We start from the raw sequence: 20,607 nt of genomic DNA on the forward strand, positions 1-20,607 counted from the left end.
AGCTATACCTCTAATGAAACCATTGGCATCGGTTAAGCTCGAAACAAACGGGCTCACACCGTCCTCATGAGGTTTCGATCCCGCAAGTCAGTCACTTTCAGGGATATTGATCAGTCGATGCAGTTTCTATCTGATAGCCACGGATGTGCCGGCTGGGACGGTGAAATGGCCGCACGCATTCGTGCGTTCGACTGGAACCGGACCGAACTTGGAAACATCGAGGCCTGGCCCAGGAGTCTGTGCAGCGCGGTGCAGTTATTGCTCGCCTCGCCGTTGCCCATGGTGATGCTCTGGGGCCGTGCGGGCTACATGATTTATAACGACGCCTATTCGGTCTTCGCCGGTGGCCGCCATCCGTATCTGTTGGGCTCCCCTGTGGAATTAGGCTGGCCGGAGGTGGCCGATTTCAACCGCCACGTGGTCGATACCTGCCTGGCCGGCGGCACGTTGTCCTACCGTAACAAAGACCTCGTACTCCTGCGTGATGGCATCCCCGAAGAGGTCTGGCTGGACCTCTTTTACAGCCCGGTCGCCGATGATGATGGAAAACCGGCTGGCGTCATGGCGATGGTGGTGGAAACAACTGAGCGGGTGATTTCCGAACGCCGACGCCAGGAAGCGGAAGATGCCTATCGCGCCGACAACGAACGCGTGCGCCTGGCACTCAATGCCGGGGCCTTGCTGGGCTCCTTCGTCTGGGATGTCAAAGCCAATACGCTGTCCGGCGATGAACGCTTCGCCCGCACCTTTTCCTTTCCGGCGGAGCAGAACCTGACCGACTTGCCGGCGGATCTTGCCGGATCAAGAGTTCATCCCGACGACCGCAGCTGGGTCAAGGAGCAGGTCGACAAGTCCGTCTCCACCGGTGTGCCCTTTAACGCCGAGTACCGGGTGCTGCGTCCCGACGGCAGTTATCTGTGGGTGCAGGCGAGCGGGTGCTGCGAATTCAACGAACAGGGCGAGCCCTTCCGTTTTCCCGGTGTGTTGATCGATATTCACGAACGCAAGATGGCCGAAGAGTCGCTGCTCAAGTTCACCCGCAACCTGGAGCAGCGCGTAGCCGACGAAGTCGAAGCACGGCTTGCGGCGGAAGAACAACTGCGCCAGTCGCAGAAACTCGAAGCCATCGGTGGCCTCACCGGCGGCGTGGCCCATGACTTCAACAATCTGCTGCAGGTGATCGCCGGCAACCTGCATTTGCTGGCTCGGCATGAGCCGGACAATGCCAATGTGCAGCGCCGGGTCACTGCATCGATTGCCGCAGTCGAGCGCGGCGCCAAGCTGTCTTCGCAATTGCTTGCGTTTGCCCGTCGTCAACCGTTGTCGCCGGCGGTGTGCAATCCACAGCAGATCTTCGAAGGGGTAGGAGAGCTGTTGCAGCGGGCGCTAGGGGAAACCATTCAGATCGAAGTAGACGTGCCTGAGGATTCCTGGAACATCAACGTCGACCGTAACCAGTTGGAAAACGCCATTCTCAACCTGGCGATCAACGCCCGTGACGCCATGCAGGGCGAAGGCACCATCGAGCTGAGCGCCGAGAATGTAACGCTCGACCGTAAATTCTGTGCCGGCAAGGGCCTTATCCCCGGCGATTTTGTCCGTGTTGCGGTGGCCGATACTGGCGCCGGTATGACGCCCGAAGTGCTCGAGCAGGCGTTCGAACCGTTTTTCACCACCAAGGCCGACGGTCAGGGCACAGGGCTTGGGTTGAGCATGGTGTTCGGTTTCGTCAAGCAGAGCGGCGGGCATATCGATATCTCCAGCGTGGTGGGGCAGGGCACTCGGGTACAGCTTTTCTTTCCACGCAGCTTGCGAGCCTTGCCCGAGGAATCAACGCTGCGAGATTCCGCCGGTCGGGGCGGTCACGAAACCATTCTGGTGGTCGAGGACAACGATGCGGTGCGCAGTACGGCGGTGGAACTGCTGCGTGAGGAGGGCTATCAGGTCCTGACCGCGGCCAATGGCGACCAGGCGATGCAGATGTTGTTGGAGGGCATAACGGTCGACCTGATCTTCACCGACGTGGTCATGCCCGGTCTGATCAAAAGCTCGGACCTGGCGGCGTGGGCCAAGGTGCAGAATCCTCCAGTGACGGTGCTGTTCACTTCCGGCCACACGCGCGACATCATTTCGCGCAACCACCAGCTCAGCCCCGATACTTTTTTGCTGACCAAACCTTATGGGCCGCAAGCCCTGACCCAAATGATCCGCACAGTTCTCAGCGGCTGAGCTCGCTTTCATCGTTGAATGATCGTTCCCACGTTCTGCGTGGGAATGCAGCCCGGGACGCTCCGCGTTCCAGAAGCGTGACGCAGAGCGTCACAAGAGGCATTCCCACGCAGAGCGTGGGAACGATCAATCGTCAGGCTCGCTTCCACAGGGGTTTTGTGTTTTTTCCAGTTATTTTTTAAGGCCACTCGATGACTTCCAAGCGCACTTCAACTCCTCCTTCCGGCATGGTCAGGGTGCGCGGTGCCCGTGAACACAACCTCAAGAACGTCGACGTCGACATCCCCCGGGATGCGCTGGTGGTGTTCACCGGCGTCTCGGGTTCGGGCAAGTCGTCGCTGGCCTTTTCGACGCTCTACGCCGAAGCGCAACGCCGCTACTTCGAATCCGTGGCGCCGTATGCGCGGCGTCTGATCGATCAGGTTGGCGTGCCGGACGTTGACTCCATCGAAGGCCTGCCACCGGCCGTGGCCCTGCAACAGCAGCGCGGTACGCCAAGCACGCGGTCTTCGGTGGGCAGCGTGACGACGCTGTCGAGCCTGATCCGCATGCTCTATTCCCGCGCCGGCAGTTACCCGCCGGGACAGCCGATGCTGTATGCCGAGGACTTCTCGCCCAACACCCCTCAAGGGGCGTGCGCCGAATGTCACGGCCTGGGCCGAGTGTATGACGTCACCGAAGCGCTGATGGTCCCGGACCCGAGCCTGACCATCCGCCAACGCGCGGTCGCCTCCTGGCCCACCGCGTGGCAGGGGCAAAACCTGCGAGACATCCTCGTGACCATGGGCTACGACGTCGACAAACCGTGGCGCGACCTGCCGAAAAAACAGCGTGACTGGATCCTCTTCACCGAAGAAACACCCACCGTGCCGGTGTATGCCGGGCTGACGCCTGACGAAACCAGAGTCGCGCTCAAGCGCAAAATGGAGCCCAGCTACCAGGGCACGTTCACCGGCGCCCGACGCTACATCCTGCACACCTTCAGTCATTCGCAAAGTGCGCTGATGAAGAAGCGTGTTTCGCAATTCATGCTCGGCAGCCCTTGCCCGTTGTGCGACGGCAAGCGGCTCAAGCGCGAGGCATTGTCGGTGACGTTTGCCGGCTACGACATCGGTGAGTTATCGCAGATGCCGTTGCTGCAAGTCGCCGATGTGCTCAAGCCGGTAGCGGCGCAAAGCTACCTCGAACAGGCCGATGAAGCGGGCGAGGTATTGACCCATGTCCAGACCCGCGAGGCCCGTGAACAGCGCGTCGCCCACGGCGCCAGCGGCCATGCCAGCGCCCCGGACGTGCGGCATACGCCGAACCTGTCGGTGGAAAAGCGCCTGGCCGCGCAACGGATCGCACAGGACCTGCTCGAGCGGGTCAGCACCTTGACCGACCTTGGGCTTGGTTACCTGGCCCTGGATCGCAGCACGCCGACGTTGTCCTCCGGTGAGTTGCAGCGCTTGCGCCTGGCGACTCAATTGGGTTCGCAGCTATTTGGCGTGATCTACGTTTTGGATGAACCGTCGGCCGGTCTGCACCCGGCGGATGGCGAAGCGTTGTTCGAAGCGCTGCAACGCTTGAAGGCAGCAGGCAACACGCTATTTGTGGTTGAGCACGACCTGGAAACCATGCGCCGTTCGGACTGGCTGATCGATGTCGGCCCGGCGGCCGGTGAGCACGGCGGCCGGATTCTGTACAGCGGACCGCCGCAGGGATTGGCCCAGGTCAAGGATTCCCAGACCCGCGCCTACTTGTTTGCCGAGCAGGTCAGCGAAACCAGAACGAGCCGCAAGGCGACGGACTGGCTAAGGCTCGAAGGCATCACACGCAATAACCTGGACGACCTCAGCGTCGAGTTTCCGCTGGGTTGTTTTACCGCCGTAACCGGCGTTTCGGGTTCGGGTAAATCGAGCCTGGTCAGCCAGGCGCTGCTGGAACTGGTAGGCGCGCACCTGGGGCGTGCCACCAGCGACAGCGAGCCTGAAGCATTGAGCCTTGAGGACGATGCGCCGCAAGTCAGCGGCGGTCAGGTCACGGCGGGGCTGGAGTCGATCAAACGCCTGGTGCAGGTCGATCAGAAACCCATCGGCCGCACGCCACGCTCGAACCTGGCGACGTACACCGGGCTGTTCGACAACGTGCGCAAACTGTACGCCGCCACCCCTGAGGCGCAAGCCGAGGGCTACGACGCCGGGCAGTTCTCCTTCAACGTTGCCAAGGGCCGTTGCCCGACCTGCGAAGGCGAAGGGTTTGTCAGCGTCGAGTTGCTGTTCATGCCCAGCGTCTATGCGCCATGCCCGACGTGCCACGGCGCACGCTACAACCCTCAGACGCTGGCAGTCACTTGGCAAGGCTTGAACATCGCCCAGGTGTTGCAGCTGACGGTGGACGAGGCGGTCGAGGTGTTCGCCGAGCAGGCGGGTATCCGCCGCTCTCTGGAGGTCTTGCGTGATATTGGCTTGGGGTATTTGCGTCTCGGGCAACCGGCGACCGAGCTCTCGGGCGGTGAGGCCCAGCGCATCAAACTGGCTACCGAGCTGCAACGCAATCAGCGGGGAGCGACGTTGTATGTGCTCGATGAGCCTACGACCGGTTTGCATCCCCGGGATGTGGATCGGTTGCTTGAGCAATTGAATACGCTGGTGGTGGCGGGGCATACGGTGATTGTGGTGGAGCATGAAATGCGCGTGGTAGCGCAGAGTGACTGGGTGATCGATATCGGGCCGGGGGCTGGGGATCAGGGCGGCAAGATTGTCGTGGCCGGCACGCCGCAGAAAGTGGCGAAGAGCAAGAAGAGCCGCACGGCCCCGTTTTTGGCCCGGGTGCTTGGGAGTCTATGATCGTTCCCACGCTCCGCGTGGGAATGATCCGTAATTCAGGCGAATATCAGCTGTAGCCGAGGGTGAGCCGAACCTTGTCCAGCAGTTCATTGATCTGAAACGGTTTGATCAACATCTCCATGCCATCGCCGAGGAATACCTGGCGGTTGATGGCGTTTTCCGCATAACCGGTCATGAACAGGATCGGCAAACTCTCGCGCCAGCCACGGGCGACATCCGCCAGTTCCCGGCCATTCATGCGCGGTAGCCCCACGTCGGTCAGCATCAGATCGATCGAGGGGTCGTTTTGCAGGCGCTCCAGTGCACTGTCGATGTCGCCGACCTGGGTGCAACGATAACCGGCGTCCGCCAGCACTTCGGCAACAAACATGCGCACCGACGGCATGTCCTCGACAATCAGTACATGCTCGCCCGAACCCTGATTATCAACGGTTATCGACGCCGGTTCAGCGGTGGTCGAATCCGTGCTGGCGGGCAGCATGATGGTCACTTCCGTGCCCCGGCGGGCCACGCTGCGAATGTGCGCATCGCCACCTGATTGACGGGCGAACCCGTAAATACTCGACAACCCCAGCCCGGTGCCCTGACCCAGCGGCTTGGTGGTGAAAAACGGATCGAACACCTTATCGATCACGCTGTGTTCGATACCGGTGCCGTCATCACGCACCGACAACGCAACGTAGGCGCCATCCGCCAGCTTCATGTCACCGTGGGAATGCGCGGCATAGGTGCTGACCCAGATATTGCCGCCCTGCGGCAAGGCATCGCGGGCGTTGATCACCAGGTTGAGCATGGCACTTTCCAGCTGGATCGGGTCGACCAACGCAATCGCGGCTTTGGAGGTCAGTTCGAGCTTCAGCGCAATGTGTTCGCCGATGGTGCGCACCAGCAACTCTTCGAGGGAGCGGATGTGTTCGTTGATGTCCACCGGTCGTGTATCGAGTGGCTGCTGGCGGGCAAAGGCCAGCAAGCGATGGGTCAACGAGGCGGCGCTCATGGCCGAGTTCAACGCCGCTTCGGCGTATAACTGGACCTTGTCGGTACGGTTGTTGGCCACGCGTTTCTGGATCAATTCCAGACTGGTGATGATGCCCGTCAGCAGGTTGTTGAAGTCATGGGCGATGCCGCCGGTCAGCTTGCCCAGGGCGTCCATCTTCTGCACTTGCAGCAGCTGGGCCTCGGTGCGCACGCGCACGGCAATCTCATGTTCGAGCTGCGAGGTGGCGTCGTCGAGCTGGGCCAGGTGCGAACGTTCGCGGTGGCGATGTTCGGTGACGTCCTCGACGAACACCAGGCTCAACTCAGGGGTGCGATACGGCGAAATCTGCCACTCGGTTTCCCGCAGTTCGCCCTCCACCCGCATGTTCAGGGTGCCTTTCCAGCGCTCGCCCGCCGTCAGGCGCACACGCAGTTCGTCGAGGATCGCCTCCTGTTGGTCGGCGAAGCACTCGCGCAAGGTCTGCGGATCGCGGTTGTCCTGGATCAGCCGGGCGAACGCATGGTTGCATTCGTGGACGTTGAATTGGGCGTCCAGCACGGCAATGGGCGCCGAGACGTTGACGAAAATCTCGCGAAATCGCGCCTCGCTTTCGCGCAGGGCGTGTTCGGTTTCACGCACCCGCAGCAGGGTGCGCAAGGTCGCCAGCAACACATCCGGGTCCACGGGATGGATCAGGTAGGCATCGGCCCCGGCGTCCAGGCCGGTGATGATGTCACCGGTCTGGATCGAGGCGGCCGACACGTGAATCACCGGCAACAAGGCCGTGGCAGGTTCAGAGCGCAGTTTACGGACAATGTCGAACCCGCTCATGTCGGGCAGATTGACGTCCAGAATCAGCGCATCGATCTGCTCACTGTCGATCATTGCCAGGCCATCGCCGCCGGTTCCGGCCTCCAGCACGCTGTAGCCATGCGGTTCCAGGCGTCGGCGCAGGGCGTAGCGCGTGGCGGCGTTGTCATCGACAATCAACAGGCGAATGTCACGTTTCATCGGCAGGCTCCATGGCGATGGCCAGCGGGATGATCACGAAGAAGGTCGAACCGACCCCCGGCGTACTCTCGACCCCGACCTCGCCGCCCAGCAATGCAGCGAAGCGTTTACATAAAGACAGGCCCAGGCCGGTACCACGCAAGCGTTTTTGCAGCGGTGAGTCTACCTGGGAAAAGTCCTCGAACAATGCCCCATGTAGCTCGGGAGCGATACCTATTCCTGTATCGCTGACGGCAAAGCGCACCTGGTTTTCGCCTTCCAGCGATGCCGAAACCCGCACTTCGCCGCGCGCGGTGAACTTCAGCGAGTTGGAAATGAAGTTGCGCAGGATCTGCGCCAGCTTCTTGTCATCGGTGAAAAGACGCGGCAGACCAACCGGTTCTTCGAAGATCAGGTCCACCGCCGTAGCGTCGACGATTGGGCGAAACATGCCGCGCAGGGCGGCGAACAAATCGAGCATGTCGAACCAGGCGGGTGAGATGGTGATGCGCCCAGCCTCGATTTTTGCCAGGTCGAGCAGGTCGTCGACCATATCGCTCAGCTCCCGCGCGGCGGTGCTGACGAACGTGACCTGCTTGTGTTGCTCGGGGCTCAGCGGGCCGTCGAGCTCATCGATCAACAGGCTGGCGATGCTCAGGATCGAGCCCAGCGGCGTGCGAAACTCATGACTCATGTACGAGAGGAAGCGGCTTTTGAGATCTGATGCCTGACGCAGTTCTTCGGCCTGGTTATCGAGTTCGGCGTACAGCGCGAGCACGCCCTGATTGGTTTCTTCGAGCTCTTCGCGCAGCGACGCGGTCTCATTCTGCAAGCGTTCGATGAGTGCCGCTTGTTCGTCGCTCGTAAGCGCGGGCAATTCAGTCATGGCCGGCCTCCAGATCGACGACCAGGACCGTTGCGTCATCCCGGCCGCGACAGAAATCGCGGTGCAGAACAGCGGCGATGACCGCCGGATGGCGGTGCACCAGACCGGGGTAGTCTTGCAGGGTCCAACGGGACTGCAGGCCGTCGCTGTACATGATCAATAGTTGTCCGTTCACGTGAGCATATTCAAAGGGTTGGGCTTTGCGGTATTGCCCGCCGACGATGCCCGGATGGGACGCCATGCCACGGGACTTGTCCGGTGCGATCAGGCAGGCACCAATATTACCGATACCGGTGAAGGTAAGGGTGTCGAGGTGACCGTTGAACTGGGCAATCGCCAGCGCACCGCCACGGGTGCCGAGCATGGCCTGATGAATGTCTTCGAGCAGCCACACCGGCGACGCGAACGGCGCCAGGGCGAAGGCTTGTTCACCGGCGCGGGCGGCGCGCTCGGCGTCTTCGCCATGGCCCAGTCCGTCGATCACCAAGGCGCTGAGGTGGGGGCCATCAATCGACAGGTGCCAGACATCGCCGCACGCCGGGTCATTGTGTAACGAATGCTGGCTGACACCCAGGCGCAGGTCTGAGTCTTTGTGACGACGGGAATAAAAACGGGCCAGAATCACCGCGCCTCGGGAATCGGCGTAGACATCGAACACTTCTGTCTGACGTGACACCGCGCCCAGGCCAATGCCTTGAGTGCCTCCGGTGGAAAACCCGTCGGTCAGGCAAGCCTGCAAGTCAAAACCCTGCGCACGGTCGACTGCGATGATCTCGATGCCGTTGGCTTTTTTACCGGGCAGGGTCCGCAGGTGCAATTCGCCACGGGTGGCGTGCTTGAGCACATTGCTCGCCAGTTCAGTGATCACCAGTGCCACGCGTCCAGCGTCAGTGGCGTCGAATCCAGTGTCTTCGGCGAGCCTTTGCGCCGTGCGCCGGGCATGACCAATCTGACTGACGTCCTCGATCAACAACACTTGGGTCAGCGAACCCGTGATGTTCATGTCCATCGGGTTATCGTTATGCGAGTGCCTTTGCCGGGCGCGGTGTCCAGTTCGAACTCGTCCACCAGGCGTTTTGCTCCGGTCAAGCCCAGGCCCAGACCGCTGCCGGAGGTCCAGCCATCGGTCATTGCCAACTTGATGTCCGGGATGCCCGGGCCCTCATCGCGAAAGGTCAGGCGCAAACCGACTCTGGCGTTTTCGTCGAGGATCTGCCAGTCCATGTCGCCACCGCCGCCATACACCATCGTATTACGCGCCAGCTCGCTGACGGCGGTGACCATCTTGGTCAAGTCGATCAGGCGCATGCCGCACTCCGTAGCGAGCTTGCGCGCGGTCTGTCGAGCCAGGACCACATCCTGCTCGATATGAATCGCTTGCGTACCGCTGCTACGTACGTTCATTGCTCACGTACCCGTTCCTGAAGCAGCTTCATCCCACGTTCGACGTTCAGCGCAGTCTTCACGCCGGGCAGGGTCAGCCCCAGCTCTACCAGCGTGATCGCCACGGCAGGCTGCATACCCACCAGAACGGTTTGTGCGTCCATGATTGCCGACAGGCCGGAAATCGTCCCGATCATCCGGCCGATAAACGAATCGACCATGTCCAACGCGGAGATGTCGATCAACACACCGCGCGCCGAGGTTCTACTGATGCGTTCGGACAGATCGTCCTGAAGGGTCAGGGCGAGCTGGTCATGCATGTCGACCTGAATGGTCACCAGCAAAAAGTCGCCCATTTGCAGAATTGGAATGCGTTCCATCGGCTTATACCGACTTGCTGACGGTAATTCCCAGACGGGTCAGGGCCAGTTTCAATGCATCGGCCAGGTTGGCTTTGGTGACTACGCCTTGCAGGTCCAGGCCAAGGTGCACGATGGTCTGGGCGATTTGTGGTCGCACGCCGCTGATGATGCAATCGGCACCCATCAGGCGAATGGCGGTCACGGTTTTGAGCAAATGCTGAGCCACCAGGGTGTCGACGGTCGGCACGCCAGTGATGTCGATAATGGCGATTTCCGAACCGGTATCGACGATCCGCTGCAGCAAGGATTCCATGACCACTTGGGTACGTTGCGAATCGAGGGTGCCGATCATCGGCAGCGCCAGCACGCCGTCCCAGAGCTTGACCACCGGGGTCGAGAGTTCCAGCAATTCTTCCTGCTGGCGCTTGATCACCGCTTCGCGCGATTTCTGGAAGGTGCGGATGGTGTGCATGCCCAACGCGTCGACCAATTCGGAAACTTCCCAGAGCTGCTCGGCGAGCATGGCTGGATTGGCTTCGTAGTGGCGTTGCAACAGACCGAACATCGGGCCTTTGAGCGAGAAAATGAAGCTGGCGGTCTGGTGCGAGTCCTGACCTGTCAGGGCGCGGCTGTGGGAGAGCTTTTCGAGGAATTGACGAATGTCATCCCAGCCCGGCGCGTTGACGTTCGGGCCATTGCCGTTTTCCAGGCCGGCGATCAGCAGTTGCAGAAATTCCGACGTCTGCTGTTTAAGGTCGTGTTCTTTCAAGTTGCGGGTAGCGCCAGTGGCTTCCTGGCTGGTCATCCAATCGCCAACCAGTTGTGTCTGGTTGCTTTTCATCGCATCGAGAGTGCCGATATGCAGTGCTGCCATGTGTCTGAGCTCCTGAAAAAATTCTGTGCCGATTCCCCAAAAAAACACCGGCGTGAATCAATGACAATTGCCGTACGCAATAGTTAGCCGTGCGCGTGGATTATTTTATCCCCGCAACAGTTGCCGCTAACTCTAGTAGGTACCCACGTCCACGGCGATTTAATGACGACTCTCTAGTCAGGCGCTGTTTTATTGGATGGAACCCCTGACGCTGTATGACTTCGAACTTTCAAGGCCTCGGTGTTTCGAGGTGCGGGCTTGCCTATATGAGCGAGGTACGTATGAAAGACGAAACGACACAACGACAGGATCAATCGGGTGCACCGATCGATCGCAATGACCCGGCGATTGATCCGCAAATGCCGGGCGACGAGGGAGCAGGTGCTCAACGTCAACAATCATCCACCGGTTCTGCGCAAAGCGCTGATGCGGCGGTCGATCAGAAAAACCTCCACGATGACAACGACAACGAATTCAGCCCGGGTTTCAAACCCCATCCCGACCGGCCAAAGCCCAGTGATGAGACCGACGCCGACATCGATACCGATGGCGGCTAGTTCGTCCAGCCGTAAAAAAGGCCGCATCAATCGATGCGGCCTTTTTTATGGACGTTTTATTTGCTGGGGTGAGCAGCCTGGAGTTTTTTCGCCATCTCCAAATGTTTTTCCAGCGCCGGCAACATCTTTTGCGCGAACCCTTTGAGTTCTGTGGCGCCCTTGACCTTATCGTCTGTCACGGTATCGGCTTCTTTTTTGAATCGCGCGATGGTTTCTTCGTGCGCTTTCACCTGATTGTTGGCGTAGGCGGCGTCGAACGATTCATCGCGCATATCGAGAATTTTTTCCTTGGCTTGCTTCACCAGCGTGGTGTCGTCCGGCACCTTGATGTCGTTCTTTTTCGCCAACGCCGCCAATTCTTCATTGGCCTTGGTGTGATCGGTGATCATCATGTTGGCGAATGCCTTGACGTCCGCCGATGAGCTTTTTTCCAGGGCCAGTTTGCTGGTTTCGACTTCTGCGATCCCGCCGGCCGCGGCGTCATCGACGAAGTCATTGGAGGTCGCGGCAAACGCAACACCCATGCTGGAACTCAAGGCTACGGCCAAGGCAAGGTGGCGCAGGGTAAATCCGTCCATTGGTTATTCTCCACACAGTTTTGAAGACGATCCGCTGATCGTTATTCAATGGAGGTCGGCGCTCGGACAAAGGTTTTATCGCGTTTGCGACAGGACGACGAACGGACACCGCTGGTCTGATAGACGGTCGACAGAACACGGTAACCGAGGCCATTCTGATAGTTGGTAAACGCAATAAATCGCGTTTGCTGCCGATCAATAACGGAGGTGTTCCATGCCGGTACCACACGACCTTTATCAGGACCTGAAACTTTCAAAGGAAGATATCCAGCAAAAACGCTCCAAGGATCCAGTACTGAATTCACTGATCGACAAGTATTCGCAAGCGGACGCCGAGGTAGTCAAGGCTGAAACCGCAAAATCAGATGCGCCCAGCGATGACGTATTGAAAAAGCTCAAGGAGGCGCGCGTGCAGGTCAAGGACAAGATCGTCAAACAACTCCAGTCTTCTTCCTGACCCGCGACGGCAAGCCACCGACGACCGGTGACCGAAAAATTGGAACGGGAGTAAATACCGGCACCTCGAAAGATCAGAGTCCGACCTTTTCGACTCCCTGCGAGGTGCCTTATGCCCGATCCAAAATTCCCCAGTGAAGAGCAGGGTGGATACGACCCGATTCCCACCCGTCCCGAGCCTCTGAGCCCCGGCCGCACGGCGGTCAACCCCGAAGACGAACCCGGCATCGACGAGCTGCCTGCCAATGAAGGCGTGCGCCCCCTGAATGAGGACGACACCACCGCGATGGACCCTGAGCGGGTGCTGGAAGAAACGGAAAACGCCGTGCGAGATAAAGAGAGCGATCCGCGGTAATTCAGCTCACATCCCCTGTGGGAGCTCACTCCCACAGTTTGATTGAGGTTACTTCTGCAGGGCAGTGCTTAACGGCAATCGCGCCATGTTGTTGGCCTTCAGAGACCCCAGATACAGCCAGTCCCCGTACTCGCGCACCGTGGTAATCGGCGAGTAATTGCCATTGTTCGCATCCTGCAAATTGGCGATGACCTTGCCATCGACGTCCAGCCCCAGCGCAAACGCGCGTTTCTCCACCGGCTTGGGCAGCAGCATCAACGCCCGCACGATCATCTTGCGTACAAAGGGGTGTTGCGCCGTGGCGTCGAGCAACGCACTACGCGGTGCATAGAGCGCCACCCAGAACCGGTCGCGACCGTTGAACGCGAGGTTGTCCGGCAGCCCCGGCAAATTGTCGATGAACAGGTCATGGGTGCCGGCTTTCGGTCCGCTCAGCCAATAACGGCTGATGCGGTAGGCACCGGTTTCGTTGACCAGCACAAAGCTGTCATCCGGCCCCAGGGTCACGCCGTTGGCAAACTCCAGCTTATCGAGGAGGACCGTGGTTTTTCCGGACTGAAAGTCATAGCGCAACAACCGACCGTCACCGCCATGCTCGATGATCGCCTCGCCATCCTTGCCCAGGCCCCAACGACTGGAAGCGTCGCTGAAATAGGCGTAATGCCCCGATTTATCGATGACCACGTCGTCGGTAAAGCCGAAGGGTACGCCGCCAGCCTCTGTGGTCAACGCCGACAATCGGCCATGAGCATCCAGCGACAGCAAGCCTTTGACGCCGTCGGCAATCACCAATAACCCACTGGGGTGCCGCGCCATGCCCAAAGGCCGGCCGCCGGTAACGGCCAGAATCTGAGTGTCCTTGCCGTCGAGGCTGGTACGAATCACTCGTCCGTTGTGCAGTCCGGTGATCAGCACGTTTTCTTCCAGCAACAGCGCCTCGGGTCCTTCAATGCCCGCAGGGCCGACACGCTCCGCGCCTTTGAGGCGTTGATTGTCGGCATACACGCCGACGGTGAGAGAGGGCGCCGGTGCCGGAGTCCAGGCTACAGGCCGGACTTTGGTCGGGAACAACAGTAAAAAGACGCCAAGGGCAATGATCAATAACAACAGTAGATTGCTAAACCTGAAGGCTCTTCTCACGCGGTGGCTCCTGCCGGGTTCAAGTGTTTTTGCGCCATGTCCCGCAGCGCCAGCATCGATGCCGAGGATTCGCGCTCGATGCGCCGCTTGAGCAGCAGTCGATTGGCGATACGCATCGCCAGTCCGGCGAACTGATAGTCCAGAGTGCGGATAAACCGGGTGTGATCGCCCTCAGCCTCGCACTCGTAAGTCACCACCAGCGACAGCCCGTGATCGCCCCGCGCCCAGGCGCTCCAGCGCCGTCCGGGCAGGTATTCGTTGACCTCCCAACTCAAGTGGCCGTCACGCCCGCCGGCGCGGATGTCTTCTTCGAACCGCGCGCCGGCATGCAAGGGGCCACTTTGCCCCTCGACCTTGAGGGAGGACGGATGCCACTCCGGCCAACGGGTCACGGTGCTGGCGTAGGCGAGCACATCCATTGGATTGCCGGCGATAGCGATCTGGTGCTGCATGCGGGTCATGGCCGTTCTCGTCAGGGGCTGAGTGTCGTGCTCCGGCTCCCAATACAGGGTGCCGAACAGGTAATCCATCAGCGGAAACACGATATTGAAATTGCGTTCCTGCATCAGCTCGCGACGGTGATGCAATTCATGCAGGCGACGCATCTGGCGAATCCACGGCAGCCGTGTGACCGGGTTGCTCGGTGGCAGGTGCTCGCAGGCATGAAACACCTCATAGGTCAGGTATCCGAGCACCAGGCAGCCAGCCGACAATCCGGCGACGTTGCTATCGAAGCGCCCCATCAGCCACCAGAGGGGCAGGGTGATGACGACGGTGTGCAGCACGATCAGCCAGGCTGGAAACAGAATCACCCGCCAGTCCCGGGCGCTGTCGTAGGTCATGTGGCCGGGGGCAAAAAAACTGTGGTGGTCGCCTGCATGGCGGGCGTAGAACATCCGCGCGAAGCTCTTTTTGTGATGCCCCAGATGCCGATGCACCACGTACACGCCGAAGTTGAAGAACAGCAGCGTCAGCGGCACCGCCAGCCATTCCAGCGGCTGGACTTGATGCACGGTGCTCCAGAATCCGCCGATGGCCAGTAAGCCGAACAGCAACACGAAAGCGCCGTGCAGCCAAGGGTTGTAGCGCGGATGAATGGCGGCTCGATAGCGGTCACGGAATGCCTGGGTGGTCTGCCTCACTGCGCTCACCTGTGGTTATTGTTATAACCGCAGATTAGCTGATCTGCCCGTCGAGGCTGGAACAACCTCAAGGACACAAGCGCCATGATCCGGTATGTCAGGTCAGCGGATTCCAGCGCTGGGACCAGTCGTCGTCGGTCTTGATGACTTCACGCAACAAATCGAAGGCTCGTTGCAGGGTCGCCGAGTCGCGATCACGGGAATAGACCAGGTAGGTCGGGTAGCTGAATTCGGGCGCCTTGGGCACGGGCTCCAGCACGCCGCTTTCCAGGTAACTCTGGACCACGCGCGTGCGAAAGTAGCCGCTGCCGCCGTTTTCCAGAATGTACTGCAGAGCGAGTGGGCCGAGGTTGAAGCTCAAGGCAGCCTTGGCTTTTTCCGGCAGGGCTGCATCGTGCTGGCGGCGGAAGTCCGGGCCCCAGTCAATGTACACGTAAGGATCGGGACGCCCGGTGAGGCGAACGAGGATGAGTTTTTCTTCGAGGATCTGCTCGACTTGCAGGCGCGGCCAGTACTCTGGCTGATAGACCAGCGCTGCGTCCAACACTCCCAGTTCCAGTTGCCGCAACAGGGTTTCGCCATCGCGGATTTCCATGCGCAGGGCGTGGCTGGGGATCTTCTCGCGCAGTTCGCCGGCCCAACTGAGCATCAGTGGGTTGCACAGGCTGACTTCACCGCCGATGTGCAACACGTCGCGGTAGCCTTCTGGCAATGGCAGATCCCGCCGCGCGGCTTCCCAGGTCTGGACCAGTTGGTTGGCGTATACCACAAAGGCTTCGCCGTTGGGCGTCAGGCGCGCGCCGGCGCGGTTGCGCACAAACAGTGTGCTGCCGAGCTGGCTTTCGAGTTTCTGCACGCGGGCGGTGATTGCGGTCTGGGTGACGTGGAGTTTTTCTGCCGCGGCGGCGAGGCTGCCGTGGCGGACGATTTCCAGAAAGGTGCGCGCGAGATCGATGTCCATGGGGTGGCCGGTGCGGGAAGTGTGGGGATTGTAAACGGATCCTGCCAATCTCGTTCATATGGCTGTTGCCTAGTTCCCTGTGGGGGTTGGCGTAATGCCATTCATAGGGTTGGGGGCATATCCGTTTCTGCGGTCACGGCGACTATTGGTTCCGCCCTGACGGCGGGTTACTTGGAAGAGCGCCAAGTAACCAAGCGCCAGCGCCCCTGACGTACGGTGCCGAGCCTTAGCTAGGCACCGAACGTCAGGGGCAAAAGCGCTTGGTTACTTGGCGCTCTTCCAAGTGACCCGCTGTAAAAGCGGAACCAATATCCGCCGTAACCGCAGAAACGGATATGTACCCAAATCCAACCCCAACCCCAAAACTTCCTTAAGCGAACAGCACTAGGGTATTAGCGAGGTCTCTATTCAAAACGCAAAACACGAACAACCGAACGCCCCCCAGAACCCTTGAAAGTCACTGACCGGTGCCGAAGACAACCGAGCCCGTTCATGACTGTGCGCATGCACCGCACAAGCGCCCGCACAGTGATGAGCCTGCGCTGTCAACGGCGCCATGGGTTTCCAGTGCCCCGGCACCTTGGCCACGGGCGACCACTCAGGCACCACAGGAATCGGCGGCGGCCCGAGTTTTTCGAACTCTTGACTGCCATAGACAATCTTGCCGTCAACGATGGTCAACACCGAGTCGATCCATTTGATCGCTTCATCCTCGATGTGAAAGTAGTCCGCCGACAGCGCAATCAAATCAGCCAGTTGCCCAACCTTGATCTGGCCTTTCTTGCCCTGTTCGGAAGAAAACCAGGCACTGCCGTGGGTATAGAGCTCCAGCGCCGTATCGCGGCTCAAGCCTTGCGGATACAGCTCCAGACCCCCGACGGTACGACCGCTGACCAGCCAGTACAGCGAAGTCCAAGGGTTATAGCTGGACACGCGCGTGGCGTCGGTGCCGGCTCCCACCGGAATGCCTTCAGCCAGCATGCGCGCGATCGGTGGCGTGTGTTCGGCGGCTTTGGCGCCATAGCGGTCGACAAAGTACTCACCCTGGAACGCCATGCGGTCCTGGATCGCGATGCCGCCACCCAGGGCTTTCACCCGTTCGATATTCTGCGGGGTGATGGTTTCGGCATGATCGAAAAACCACGGCAAACCATCGAACGGAATGTCGCGATTGACCTTCTCGAACACGTCGAGCATGCGACTGATGGACTCGTTGTACGTCGCGTGCAGGCGGAATGGCCAGCGCTGTTCCACCAGATGGCGCACCACCGGCTCCAGTTCCTGCTCCATGGTTTGCGGCAGGTCCGGGCGCGGTTCGAGGAAGTCTTCGAAGTCGGCCGCCGAAAACACCAGCATTTCCCCGGCGCCGTTGTGCCGCAGGAAGTCGTCACCCTGGCCGTATTGGGAGGTACTGGTCCAATTCTTGAAATCGGTCAGCTCTTCCTTGGGTTTCTGGGTGAACAGGTTATAGGCGATGCGCACGGTCAGCTGTTGGTCTTTGGCCAGTTGCTGGATGACCTGATAGTCGTCCGGGTAGTTCTGGTAACCACCGCCGGCGTCGATGGCGCTGGTCAGGCCCAGACGATTGAGTTCACGCATGAATTGGCGAGTGGAATTGACCTGATACTCAAGCGGCAGCTTCGGTCCCTTGGCCAGCGTCGAGTAGAGAATCATCGCGTTCGGGCGGGCGATCAGCATACCCGTGGGGTCGCCGTTGGCATCACGCTGGATTTCCCCGCCCGGCGGGTTTGGCGTGTCGCGGGTGTAGCCGACCACTTTCAGCGCCGCGCGATTGAGCAGGGCGCGGTCATAGAGGTGCAGCACGAATACCGGTGTGTCGGGCGCAGCCTTGTTCAGTTCATCAAGCGTTGGCAGGCGTTTTTCGGCGAACTGGAATTCACTCCAGCCACCGACCACGCGCACCCATTGCGGCGTTGGCGTGCGATCCGCCTGGTCCTTGAGCATGCGCAGGGCATCGACCAGTGACGGCACGCCTTCCCAGCGCAGTTCGAGGTTGTAGTTCAAGCCGCCACGGATCAGATGCAGGTGCGAGTCGTTGAGGCCGGGAATCACCGTGCGGCCGTGCAGGTCGATGATTTTGGTGGCGGGGCCTTGCAGCGCCATGGCTTGAGCGTCGCTGCCGACCACCACGAAGCGGCCGTCCTTGATGGCGACGGCACTGGCCTGGGGTTTCTTGCGGTCGACGGTGTGCAGGCGTCCGTTGTACAGAATGAGGTCGGCGGGGGTGTCGGGCATGGTTTTACTCCCTGCGATTAGCGGGCTGATCCAGGCACCAACGGCACCTGCCGAAAGGCCTTGCAATACACGTCGGCGATCGAAGCCGTTGTGGACGTCAGGTGGGCTCATGGCGGCGCGCTCCGTCAATTGATCGGGGGCAAACGGCCGATGCCTGGCGCAAGCGGCCAGAAGGAATATAGACCGCAAATCCACGGGCGGCCGTTTCTAGAGGGCAAAAACGACGAATCCCGCCTCGGGGGCGGGATTCGTTTGCAGCCAAAGGTGCTTCCGGAAGCCGGAAGCTGCCGTCTTAGCTAGGGAACAGCTCGGACAATTTCATGGCCAGCATCATGTCGCCTTCAGCGCGCAGTTTGCCGCCCATGAACGCCTGCATGCCATCGGTCGAACCGTCAACGATGCCTTGCAGGGTTTCGCCGTCCATGACCAGAGTGACCTGGGCGTCAGGGTTTTCGCCTTCTTTCAGCTCGCAGGTGCTGTCTTTGACGATCAGCGAGAAGTTCTTGGTGTCGTCGATGCGGAAACCGAATACCAGGTCCAGACCGGCAGCAGCGGCTGGGTTGAACTTGGCTTTCATTGCTTGTACGGCATCAGCTACGGAGGTCATGGTTTGATCCTTTCTTGGGTAATAAGAGCAGAGTAATTACAGCCGGTGATTACAGCCAGGGTCACAATAGTCCGGACTCAACGAAACGTAATGAGTTCCGGGGCCTTCAGCAGTTGCAAGTGCGCATGACTGTTGAAGGAAGCCAGAGCCACCTCACGTCCCCGAAACTTCAGGAGGTTGAGCGAGGTGTTGACGATTTGCCAGTTCAGCTCAAACGCCTGCCTTGCAGGCATTTGGGTAATCAGATGGAGCAGGGCAGTGATGGTGCCGCCGGAGGTGAACACGGCGATTTTCTGGGTGGGGTCGGCGTTTTCGAGGAGGCGGTGAAGACCGGCCTGTACGCGTTCGACAAAGCCCAACCAGCTTTCAAGGCCCGGAGTGTCATAAGTGCCGGCGAGCCAGCGTTCGATGATCAGGGCAAAGATGCGTTGGAATTCGCCACGGTTTTGCGCGGCGTTGCGCAGAATGTCCAGTGCATGCGGCTCGTCCTGCAGCATGGCCGGCAGCAACGCGCGGATGACCGCGTCGGCGTCGAATTCGTTGAACGCGCTATCGATTTCCAGGGTCGGCACCGGCAGGCCCACGGCAGCGAACTGCTCCAGCGCGCTGTTGGCCGTGTGCTGCTGACGGCGCAGGTCGCCCGACAGGCAGCGATCAAAGCAGACACCGAGTTCAGCGAGGTGCTGGCCCAGGACTTCTGCCTGACGGATACCGGTCGGCGACAGGACGTCATAGTCGTCTGCACCAAAGGAGGCCTGGCCATGTCGAATCAAATAGATACTGCCCACGTCCGCGTCATCCCGGTACGTTGAAGGTTTGGCGAGGTTATGAGGATGGCGGTGAGCTGTCAATGAAAAAACATACGCTTGTTTGAAATGCCCGTTACAGGCCTGTTGCCAGAGGTTTCCCGACTGGTCGTCGGCGCAGCGCATGGGTATGCTGGAGGCATCCCGCGCGTGTTTCAAGCCGCGCTTCGTATTGAAGGAGTCACTGTGGAGTTTTTGTCCGAGTACGCCAGTTTTCTGGCCAAGACCGTGACACTGGTGATCGCCATTCTGGTGGTCCTGGCCAGTATCGCGGCGCTGCGCAGCAAAGGTCGGCGCAAGGCGGCCGGCCAGTTGCAAGTCAGCAAACTGAATGATTTCTACAAAGGCCTGCGCGAACGCCTGGAGCAAACCTTGCTCGACAAGGACCAGCTCAAGGCCCTGCGCAAGTCCCAGACCAAGTCCGAGAAAAAGCAAAAGAAGAAGCCCGAGGCCAAACCCCGGGTGTTCGTGCTGGATTTTGATGGCGACATCAAGGCATCGGCCACTGAAAGCCTGCGTCACGAGATCACCGCGTTGCTGACGCTGGCCACGCCCAAGGATGAAGTCGTGTTGCGCCTGGAAAGCGGAGGCGGCATGGTTCACAGCTACGGCCTGGCGTCCTCGCAACTGGCGCGCATTCGCGATGCCGGCGTGCCGCTGACCGTTTGTATCGACAAAGTTGCGGCCAGTGGCGGCTACATGATGGCCTGCATCGGTGAGAAGATCATCAGCGCGCCGTTCGCGATCCTCGGTTCGATCGGGGTGGTGGCCCAGTTGCCGAACATCAACCGCCTGCTGAAAAAGCACGACATCGATTTTGAAGTCCTGACTGCCGGTGAGTACAAACGCACCCTGACTGTGTTTGGCGAAAACACCGAGAAAGGCCGCGAGAAGTTTCAGGAAGACCTGGACATCACCCATCAATTGTTCAAGAACTTCGTCTCGCGTTATCGCCCGCAACTGGACATCGACGAGGTCGCCACTGGCGAAATCTGGCTAGGCATCGCGGCGCTGGACAAACAGCTGGTCGACGAACTGAAGACCAGCGACGAATACCTCGCTGAACGGGCGAAGAAGTCCGAGCTTTACCACTTGCATTACGCCGAACGCAAAAGCCTGCAAGAGCGTATCGGCATGGCGGCCAGTAGCTCGGTTGATCGCGTATTGCTGAGCTGGTGGAGCCGGTTGACCCAGCAACGCTTCTGGTAAGTCTCCTTT

19 protein-coding genes are annotated in these 20,607 nt (G+C 60.0%); 6 read left to right on the forward strand and 13 right to left on the reverse strand.

Annotated elements, in window-relative coordinates:
• The first annotated feature begins 117 nt into the window (after positions 1-117).
• Entirely contained in the window at positions 118-2,229 is a 2,112-nt protein-coding gene (locus tag BLQ41_RS19510; RefSeq protein ID WP_090183392.1) for a hybrid sensor histidine kinase/response regulator, read from the forward strand.
• 191 nt (positions 2,230-2,420) lie between these two features.
• Positions 2,421-5,057, forward strand: a complete 2,637-nt coding sequence (locus BLQ41_RS19515) for an excinuclease ABC subunit UvrA (RefSeq protein ID WP_090183393.1) — start codon at positions 2,421-2,423, stop codon at positions 5,055-5,057.
• A gap of 46 nt (positions 5,058-5,103) precedes the next feature.
• Here BLQ41_RS19515 and BLQ41_RS19520 read toward each other — a convergent pair whose 3' ends face one another.
• The 6 genes from BLQ41_RS19520 to BLQ41_RS19545 are packed head-to-tail and all read right to left on the reverse strand — an operon-like array spanning position 5,104 to position 10,531.
• Positions 5,104-7,047: a response regulator gene (locus BLQ41_RS19520; protein ID WP_090183395.1), complete on the reverse strand. Its 1,944-nt coding sequence runs from the start codon at positions 7,045-7,047 to the stop codon at positions 5,104-5,106.
• Entirely contained in the window at positions 7,037-7,912 is an 876-nt protein-coding gene (locus BLQ41_RS19525; protein WP_090183397.1) for a sensor histidine kinase, read from the reverse strand. Before BLQ41_RS19525 ends, BLQ41_RS19520 begins: the two co-directional genes overlap by 11 nt.
• Entirely contained in the window at positions 7,905-8,915 is a 1,011-nt protein-coding gene (locus tag BLQ41_RS19530; RefSeq protein WP_090188669.1) for an ATP-binding protein, read from the reverse strand. The genes BLQ41_RS19525 and BLQ41_RS19530 overlap by 8 nt, the downstream gene beginning before the upstream one ends.
• On the reverse strand, positions 8,912-9,316 hold the full coding sequence (locus tag BLQ41_RS19535) for an anti-sigma regulatory factor (protein ID WP_090183398.1): 405 nt from the start codon (positions 9,314-9,316) through the stop codon (positions 8,912-8,914). Before BLQ41_RS19535 ends, BLQ41_RS19530 begins: the two co-directional genes overlap by 4 nt.
• A complete protein-coding gene (locus tag BLQ41_RS19540) occupies positions 9,313-9,675 on the reverse strand; it encodes an STAS domain-containing protein (protein WP_090183400.1) in 363 nt (120 codons plus the stop codon). Before BLQ41_RS19540 ends, BLQ41_RS19535 begins: the two co-directional genes overlap by 4 nt.
• A gap of 4 nt (positions 9,676-9,679) precedes the next feature.
• Entirely contained in the window at positions 9,680-10,531 is an 852-nt protein-coding gene (locus BLQ41_RS19545; RefSeq protein WP_090183401.1) for an STAS domain-containing protein, read from the reverse strand.
• A gap of 281 nt (positions 10,532-10,812) precedes the next feature.
• Between BLQ41_RS19545 and BLQ41_RS19550 the strand changes: the two genes are divergently transcribed.
• The gene (locus BLQ41_RS19550) at positions 10,813-11,088 is read left to right on the forward strand and encodes a hypothetical protein (RefSeq protein WP_090183403.1); all 276 of its coding nucleotides are present in this window, start codon (positions 10,813-10,815) and stop codon (positions 11,086-11,088) included.
• 56 nt (positions 11,089-11,144) lie between these two features.
• Here BLQ41_RS19550 and BLQ41_RS19555 read toward each other — a convergent pair whose 3' ends face one another.
• A complete protein-coding gene (locus tag BLQ41_RS19555) occupies positions 11,145-11,666 on the reverse strand; it encodes a DUF4142 domain-containing protein (protein WP_090183404.1) in 522 nt (173 codons plus the stop codon).
• A 214-nt stretch (positions 11,667-11,880) separates the two neighbouring features.
• Between BLQ41_RS19555 and BLQ41_RS19560 the strand changes: the two genes are divergently transcribed.
• Both BLQ41_RS19560 and BLQ41_RS19565 read left to right on the forward strand, forming a co-directional pair.
• The gene (locus BLQ41_RS19560) at positions 11,881-12,123 is read left to right on the forward strand and encodes a DUF465 domain-containing protein (protein ID WP_090183406.1); all 243 of its coding nucleotides are present in this window, start codon (positions 11,881-11,883) and stop codon (positions 12,121-12,123) included.
• Between the two features lie 111 nt (positions 12,124-12,234).
• On the forward strand, positions 12,235-12,477 hold the full coding sequence (locus tag BLQ41_RS19565; protein WP_090183407.1) for a hypothetical protein: 243 nt from the start codon (positions 12,235-12,237) through the stop codon (positions 12,475-12,477).
• 48 nt (positions 12,478-12,525) lie between these two features.
• Here BLQ41_RS19565 and BLQ41_RS19570 read toward each other — a convergent pair whose 3' ends face one another.
• The 6 genes from BLQ41_RS19570 to BLQ41_RS19595 form a co-directional block, all read right to left on the reverse strand.
• Positions 12,526-13,617 carry an SMP-30/gluconolactonase/LRE family protein gene (locus BLQ41_RS19570; protein WP_090183409.1) on the reverse strand — a complete coding sequence of 364 codons (1,092 nt, stop codon included), beginning with the start codon at positions 13,615-13,617 and terminating at the stop codon, positions 12,526-12,528.
• Positions 13,614-14,759 (reverse strand): sterol desaturase/SRPBCC family protein, encoded by a 1,146-nt coding sequence (locus tag BLQ41_RS19575; RefSeq protein WP_090183410.1) that lies wholly within the window; start codon positions 14,757-14,759, stop codon positions 13,614-13,616. Before BLQ41_RS19575 ends, BLQ41_RS19570 begins: the two co-directional genes overlap by 4 nt.
• Positions 14,760-14,856: 97 nt before the next feature.
• Positions 14,857-15,720: a LysR family transcriptional regulator gene (locus BLQ41_RS19580; RefSeq protein ID WP_090183412.1), complete on the reverse strand. Its 864-nt coding sequence runs from the start codon at positions 15,718-15,720 to the stop codon at positions 14,857-14,859.
• 408 nt (positions 15,721-16,128) lie between these two features.
• The gene (locus BLQ41_RS19585; protein WP_090188672.1) at positions 16,129-17,976 is read right to left on the reverse strand and encodes an amidohydrolase; all 1,848 of its coding nucleotides are present in this window, start codon (positions 17,974-17,976) and stop codon (positions 16,129-16,131) included.
• 292 nt (positions 17,977-18,268) lie between these two features.
• On the reverse strand, positions 18,269-18,583 hold the full coding sequence (locus BLQ41_RS19590; protein WP_090183413.1) for an SCP2 sterol-binding domain-containing protein: 315 nt from the start codon (positions 18,581-18,583) through the stop codon (positions 18,269-18,271).
• Between the two features lie 77 nt (positions 18,584-18,660).
• Positions 18,661-19,371: a histidine phosphatase family protein gene (locus BLQ41_RS19595; protein ID WP_090183415.1), complete on the reverse strand. Its 711-nt coding sequence runs from the start codon at positions 19,369-19,371 to the stop codon at positions 18,661-18,663.
• 204 nt (positions 19,372-19,575) lie between these two features.
• Here BLQ41_RS19595 and sohB point away from each other — a divergent pair, with 204 nt between their 5' ends.
• Complete coding sequence (sohB, locus tag BLQ41_RS19600; RefSeq protein ID WP_090183417.1) at positions 19,576-20,598, forward strand: protease SohB; 1,023 nt, start codon at positions 19,576-19,578, stop codon at positions 20,596-20,598.
• Positions 20,599-20,607 lie beyond the last annotated feature (9 nt).

This window comes from Pseudomonas arsenicoxydans, assembly GCF_900103875.1.
Lineage (GTDB): Bacteria > Pseudomonadota > Gammaproteobacteria > Pseudomonadales > Pseudomonadaceae > Aquipseudomonas > Aquipseudomonas arsenicoxydans.